This is a genomic window from Hydrogenophaga sp. 70-12 (assembly GCF_001897365.1).
GTDB lineage: Bacteria > Pseudomonadota > Gammaproteobacteria > Burkholderiales > Burkholderiaceae_C > Hydrogenophaga > Hydrogenophaga borbori.
The window spans coordinates 1-4,025 of record NZ_MKSS01000019.1 but is presented as its reverse complement, the minus strand read 5'-3'; the positions used below and the strand labels follow the sequence as shown (position 1 = coordinate 4,025).

Below are 4,025 nucleotides of genomic sequence, written 5' to 3'. Positions count from 1 at the left end.
CGTGCTCAAGATCGGCTACGCCACCTCCCCCACCTCGCACTACGGCGTGGGCTCCACGGTGTTCTGCGAGGAAATGGAGAAGGGCACGCAAGGCCGCTACAAGTGCCAGCAGTTCCCCAACTCGGCCCTGGGCGGCGAACGCGAGCAGATCGAGGCCGTGCAGCTGGGCACGCAGGACCTGGTGAACACCTCCACCGGCCCGCTGGGCAACTTCGTGCCCGAGGTCAAGATCGTCGACATCCCCTTCCTCTTCCGTGACTACGACCACGCGCGCAAGGTGATGGACGGCCCCATCGGCCAGGACCTGAGCAAGAAGATGGAAGCCAAGGGCCTGGTCAACCTGGCCTGGACGGAGAACGGCTTTCGCCACATGACCAACAGCAAGCGGGCCATCAACCAGGCCAGCGACGCCGCCGGGCTGAAGATGCGCACCATGGAAAACAAGGTGCACATGGACGGCTACAAAACCTTCGGCATCCTGCCCACGCCCATGCCCTTCCCCGAGCTGTTCACCGCGCTGCAACAGGGCACGGTGGACGGCCAGGAGAACCCGATCCCGGTGATCCTGTCCTCCAAGTTCTCGCAAGTGCAGAAACACCTCTCGCTGACCGGCCACGTCTACTCGCCGGCCGCGCTGATCCTCTCGCCCGCCGTCTGGAACAAGCTCTCGGCCGCCGACAAGAAGGTCTTCCTGGAGGCTGGCAAGAAGGCCGCCGCCGCGCAGCGCAAGAAAGTCAACGACGACGAGAACACGGGCATCGCGCAGCTGGAGAAGGACGGCATGCAGGTCGTCAAGCAGGTCAACGGCGAGAGCTTCCGCAAGGCCGTGGCGCCCGCCTACCAGCAGTACGCCAAGGAATTCGGCGCCGACAAGATCGCCGCCATTCAAGCGGTGAAGTAGGTCCCCCCGCGCCGGCCCACTGGCGTGGGCCGTCACCCCCCAAGGGGCGATGCCTGCGGACCGGCACAGCCGGGTCCGCGGCACCCTCGCTTGGGTGGGCCCGCCCTCGAAGGTGCTCTCATGAAATCCCTCTTTCTGCGGCTGGACCGCGCGCTCACCGGCCTGTGCCTCACGCTCGCCTGCCTGCTGCTCGCGCTCATCTCCTGCCTGGGCCTGTGGCAGGTCACCAGCCGCTTCGTGCTCTCGCAGCCCTCCACCTGGACGGAGGAGGCCATGCGCCGCCTGCTCATCTGGATGGTGATGCTGGGCGTGGTGGCCGCGCTGCGCCACGGCGCGCTGGTCTCGGTGGACCTGATGCTGCGCCTGTCGCGCGGCGCCTGGCACCACGCCGTGCGCTGGATCATCACGCTGGTCAACCTGGGCTTTCTGGGCGTGATCCTCTGGTTCGGCATCGACCTGGTCACGCGCGTGCGCTTCCAGACCTTCGCCAGCATGGAGCTGTCCATGGCCTGGGCGTACGCCGCGCTGCCCGTGGGCGCCGCGCTGGGCGTGGTCGCGGTGATCGCGCACCACCTGGACCCGAAGAACGAAGAACTCGCCACGGCCCAATAAGGCCCAGACCCGCCGACCGCCGGACCGCGCCATGACCTTCACCCTGATCTTCACCATGCTGCTGGGCTTCGCGCTCAGCATCTCCATCGCGGTCGCCATCGGCGGCTCGGCCATGCTGGGCCTGGCGCTGTTCGACGGCGACAAGCTCATCCTGGTGCCCAAGGAGATGTTCAGCGCGATCGACAAATTCCCGCTCGCCGCCATTCCCTTCTTCATCCTCGCGGGCAACCTCATGGAGACCGGCGGCATCTCGCGCCGCCTGGTCAACTTCGCCAAATCGCTGGTGGGCGGCGTGCAGGGCGGCCTGCCCATGACCTGCGTGCTCACCTGCATGATCTTCGCCGCGGTCTCGGGCTCCTCGGTGGCGACCACCTTCGCCATCGGCTCCATCCTCATCCCCGCGCTCGTCAAACACGGCTATCCGGTGGGCTACGCGGCCTCGCTGCAGGCCACCTCGGCCGAGCTGGGCGTGGTCATCCCGCCCTCCATCCCCATGATCCTGTTCGGCGTGGCGGCCGAGGTGTCCATCGGCGAGCTGTTCATCGCCGGCGTGGTGCCGGGCCTGCTGATCGGCGGCACGCTGATGCTGTTCGTGCACCTGTGGTGCCGCTTCAAGGGCCTGGGCAAGAACGACGGCGACGGCCGCCTCACCGTGGGCCGCGCCACGCGGGAGGCCGGCTGGGCGCTGCTGATGCCGGTGATCATCCTGGGCGGCATCTACGGCGGCGTGTTCACGCCCACCGAGGCCTCGGTGGTGGCGGTGTTCTACGCCCTGCTGGTGGGCCTGGGCATCCACCGCGAGCTGGGCCTGAAAGACCTGATGCCGGTGCTGCGCAAGTCGGTCATCTCCAGCGCGGTGATCATGTTCATCATCGCCAACGCGGGCCTCTTCGCCTTCCTCATCACGCGCGCCGGCATCCCCGACGCGATCGGCCTGTGGCTCAAGGACGTGCTGCAGTCGCCCATGTGGTTCCTGCTCGGCGTGAACGCGGCGCTGTTCGTCATCGGCATGTTCATCGAGACGTCGGCGGCCATCATCGTGCTGGCGCCCATCCTGGTGCCGGTGGCCGTGCACTTCGGCGTCGACCCGGTGCACTTCGGCATGATCATGGTGGTCAACCTGGCCATGGGCATGATCACCCCGCCCTTCGGCGTGAACCTGTTCGCCGCGGCCACCGTGGCCAAGATCTCGCTCGACCGCATGGTCGCCCACCTGGTGCCCTTCGTGCTGGTGATCGTCGGTTGCCTGGCCATCATCACCTACTTCCCCTCGGTCTCGCTCACCCTGCGCGACCTCGTCTACCACAAGCCCGCCGCCGTGGCGCCGATCGGGCCCGCGCCCGCCATCGGCCCGCAGTGAAGGAACCCCCGCCATGGCCCTGCATTTCATCGACAACCGGTCCGTGCCCAGCGCCTCGGGCCAGTCCCTGCCCGTCATCGACCCCGCCGACGGCCAGCCCTACGACAGCATCGCGCGCGGCAACGCCGCCGACGTGGACGCGGCCGTGCAGGCCGCGCGGCGCTGCCTGGACGGCGCCTGGTCGCGCCTGACGGCGGCCGAGCGCGGGCGCCTGCTCATGAAGCTCAGCGCCGCCGTGGCCGCGCACGCCGACGAGCTGGCCGCCATCGAGCAGCGCGACTGCGGCAAGCCCACCCGGCAGGCCAAGGCCGACGCCCTGGCCCTGGTGCGCTACTTCGAGTTCTACGCTGGCGCGGGCGACAAGCTGCACGGCCACACCATCCCCTACCTGGATGGCTACAGCGTGCTCACCTGGCACGAGCCGCACGGCGTCACCGGTCACGTCATCCCCTGGAACTACCCGATGCAGATCTTCGGGCGCAGCGTGGGCGGCGCGCTCGCCGCGGGCAACGTCTGCGTGGTCAAGCCCTCGGAGGACGCCTGCCTGTCGCTGCTGCGCGTGGCCGAACTGGCGGCCGAGGTGGGCTTTCCGCCCGGCGCCATCAACATCGTCACCGGCTACGGCCATGAGGTGGGCGACGCGCTGGCGCGCCACCCCGGCGTGGACCACATCAGCTTCACCGGCAGCCCGCGCGTGGGCACGCTGATCCAGCAGGCCGCGGCCGAGCGCCACTGCCCGGTCACGCTGGAGCTGGGCGGCAAGGGACCGCAGATCGTCTTCGATGACGCCGACGTGGACGCGGCCCTGCCCTTCATCGTCAACGCCATCGTGCAGAACAGCGGCCAGACCTGCAGCGCCGGCTCGCGCCTGCTGGTGCAGCGCGGCCTGTACGAGCCGCTGCTGCAGCGCCTGGGCGAGGCCTTCACCGCCCTGCGCGCCGGCCCGCCCACCCTGGACCTGGACCTCGGCCCGCTGATCCGCCAGACCCAGCAGGAACGCGTGCGCGGCTTCCTGGACGAGGTGCGGCGCGACGGCCTGCCCATCGTCGCGCAGGGCCGCATCGACCCCGCCGCCGACGCCAACGGCTACTACGCCGCGCCCACCCTGGTGCGCGACGTGCCGCCCCAGCACCGGCTGGCGCAGGAAGAGGT

The 4,025-nt window shown here is 69.3% G+C and carries 4 protein-coding genes; all 4 read left to right on the top strand.

The window, feature by feature from the left end:
* On the top strand, window positions 1-901 hold a 901-nt coding region (locus BGO22_RS01385; RefSeq protein WP_286848448.1), incomplete at its 5' end, for a TRAP transporter substrate-binding protein.
* 120 nt (window positions 902-1,021) lie between these two features.
* A complete protein-coding gene (locus BGO22_RS01380; protein ID WP_070397960.1) occupies window positions 1,022-1,513 on the top strand; it encodes a TRAP transporter small permease in 492 nt (163 codons plus the stop codon).
* A 31-nt stretch (window positions 1,514-1,544) separates the two neighbouring features.
* Entirely contained in the window at window positions 1,545-2,873 is a 1,329-nt protein-coding gene (locus BGO22_RS01375; RefSeq protein WP_070397961.1) for a TRAP transporter large permease, read from the top strand.
* 13 nt (window positions 2,874-2,886) lie between these two features.
* On the top strand, window positions 2,887-4,025 hold a 1,139-nt coding region (locus BGO22_RS01370), incomplete at its 3' end, for an aldehyde dehydrogenase family protein (protein ID WP_286848447.1).

Coding starts and splice junctions, on each gene's coding strand:
- BGO22_RS01380 (WP_070397960.1), top strand. CDS start 1,022: ATGAAATCCCTCTTTCTGCGGCTGGACCGCGCGCTCACCGGCCTGTGC.
- BGO22_RS01375 (WP_070397961.1), top strand. CDS start 1,545: ATGACCTTCACCCTGATCTTCACCATGCTGCTGGGCTTCGCGCTCAGC.